Below are 1,975 nucleotides of genomic sequence, written 5' to 3' on the forward strand. Positions count from 1 at the left end.
ACCCGGAATCGCCCACGAGGCTGCGATCGCCTGGCCGAGCCCGGCTGTGGGGGAGTCGGCACGGCCGACCGGGACGCGGTGGCCGGTACGGGCGTCGGCCGCGACCAGCCAGGTGTCGGGGTGGTCGACCCAGCCGCCGGGAGCGAGCGCTTCGCCGAGCCGGACCAACCAGTCGGCGTTGCCACTGCCGCGGGGCAGGAGGCCGGCGATCCCGGCGAGCCGGTCCACCTTCCCGGTCAACCCGGCGCGGGCGAGCCCGAGTCCGGGCAGCCCCGGTCGGGGGAGTCCGGGCAGCGAGCCGGGAGCGCCTGGCGAGTGCAGGTGCGAACGCACGCGCGGATCGGACTCGGAGGCGATCGCCTCAGCGGTGATCCCCGCACCCAGCATCGCGACGAGCTCGGCACCCGCCGACGTACCGACGAGGACGTCGGCGGTCCGTGGGTCCCAGCCCTGGCGCTCGAGCTCGGCCAGCACCTCGGCCGTCCAGGCGAACCCGAGCGTGCCTCCGCAACCAATGACCAGTGCGCGCCCCATCGAACCCCCTGAAAAGCAAAACGGAATGGAATGTCAGTTCCGGAATCTATCGTCAGATCTGGTTCGAGGCAATAGGGTGTCCGTCATGACAGCAGGCGCGGAGGCCAGGGGTTCGGCTGCTGTGCGCGCGCCCTCCCGCCTCGAGCTGCGCAAGGCGCAGACCCGCCGCGAGATCATCGACGCCGCCTTCACCTGCTTCGCCGAGCAGGGCTATCACGCCACGGGCATCGCCGACATCGCCGCGCGCATCGGCATCGGCCACGGCACCTTCTACCGCTACTTCGAGAACAAGCGCGACATCGTCGAGCACGTCATCAACGACCTGATCGAGCGGATCGTCGAGACCCTGGGGGCCGAGAACGCGCCCGACGCCGTCGACACGCTCGAGGACTACCGTGCCCAGTCGGCGCGGATCGGCGAGGGACTGGCGCGTATCTTCAGCCAGGACCCCCGCGTCCCGCAGCTGCTGCTGTCGGCAGCGGGCATCGATGACGCGATGCGCGAGAAGATGCTCGACCTCTTCGACCTGACCACCCCGCTGACGGCGGCGTACCTCGTCCACGGTGTCGAGGGCGGTTACCTGCGCAGCGACCTCGATGTCGAGTCCACGGCGCAAGCCATCAACGGCATGATCCTTGGCTCCATCCTCGCCGCGCTGCGTGACCCCACGCCCGAGCGCCAGGCCCGGCTGAGCGCCGCCATCCGTGCCGTCATGTACGACGGCATCGCGGCCCACTGACGCTGGGCGCAGGTGGCGTCAGGCGGCGTCAGGCGGCCATGTCCCGCAGGGCGTACTCACCGACGGCTGCCCTGCCCCGGCTGGTCCACCGGAACACGAACACGCCCCGGTCGACGTCGAGGTAGAGGTCGAGGGCCATCGTGGCGAAGCGCTCGAGGAAGAGCGGCGCGTACTTGTCCACGAAGTCGATCGGTTTCGCCTTGCCGGGCATGAGGTCCTCTCGGGTGTGGCTCGGTGTTCGCAGGCACTCGCTGCGACGGGCTCCTTGAGAGGCGTATCGGCAGTACCGAGCCTGAATTGAGTTCTGGCGCGACGAACCGGTCCACGGTGACAGGTCTCCCTGATCGGGGGATCGGTCGAGCCGACCCCGAAATGTGACCCACGACTCTCGCCCTCGAAGCAAAAGTCCATAAAGTCAGTCGAGTAACATCGGTAACTCGAGTGGGGGAAGCTCCGGATGATCGAAATCGCCGGACTGACGAAGTCCTATGGCGCGACGACCGTGCTGGACGGTATCGACCTGACGGTCGGCGAAGCGCAGATCGCTGCGGTCGTCGGGCCGAGCGGTGCAGGCAAGAGCACGCTCGCCCGCTGCATCAACCTCCTCGAGCGGCCGACGAGCGGCACCATCGCCGTGAACGGCCAGGACCTGACCCGGTTGTCACGTCGGGACCTGCGCCAGGCGCGTCGCCAGATCGGCAC

4 protein-coding genes are annotated in these 1,975 nt (G+C 69.1%); 2 read left to right on the forward strand and 2 right to left on the reverse strand.

The features are described 5' to 3' along the window. The coding region (locus tag ACOADB_RS15280) for a patatin-like phospholipase family protein (RefSeq protein WP_378600236.1) at positions 1–534 on the reverse strand (534 nt) is incomplete at its 3' end. Positions 535–619: 85 nt separating this feature from the next. Between ACOADB_RS15280 and ACOADB_RS15285 the strand changes: the two genes are divergently transcribed. Beyond that, positions 620–1,273 carry a TetR/AcrR family transcriptional regulator gene (locus ACOADB_RS15285; protein ID WP_378600238.1) on the forward strand — a complete coding sequence of 218 codons (654 nt, stop codon included), beginning with the start codon at positions 620–622 and terminating at the stop codon, positions 1,271–1,273. Between the two features lie 28 nt (positions 1,274–1,301). On the opposite strand, the gene ACOADB_RS15290 is transcribed toward ACOADB_RS15285, so the two are convergent. Continuing rightward, positions 1,302–1,484, reverse strand: a complete 183-nt coding sequence (locus tag ACOADB_RS15290) for a hypothetical protein (RefSeq protein ID WP_378600241.1) — start codon at positions 1,482–1,484, stop codon at positions 1,302–1,304. A gap of 246 nt (positions 1,485–1,730) precedes the next feature. Between ACOADB_RS15290 and ACOADB_RS15295 the strand changes: the two genes are divergently transcribed. Continuing rightward, positions 1,731–1,975 (forward strand): ATP-binding cassette domain-containing protein (locus ACOADB_RS15295; protein ID WP_378600243.1); only part of this gene is annotated, 245 nt, incomplete at its 3' end.

Origin of the sequence: Nocardioides sp. CPCC 206348 (genome assembly GCF_048654705.1) — a bacterium.
In the GTDB taxonomy this organism is placed as follows: Bacteria; Actinomycetota; Actinomycetes; order Propionibacteriales; family Nocardioidaceae; genus Nocardioides.

Excerpts from the sequence above, each read along its gene's own strand:
- ACOADB_RS15285 (WP_378600238.1), top strand. The coding sequence starts at position 620 with ATGACAGCAGGCGCGGAGGCCAGGGGTTCGGCTGCTGTGCGCGCGCCC.
- ACOADB_RS15290 (WP_378600241.1), bottom strand. The coding sequence starts at position 1,484 with ATGCCCGGCAAGGCGAAACCGATCGACTTCGTGGACAAGTACGCGCCG.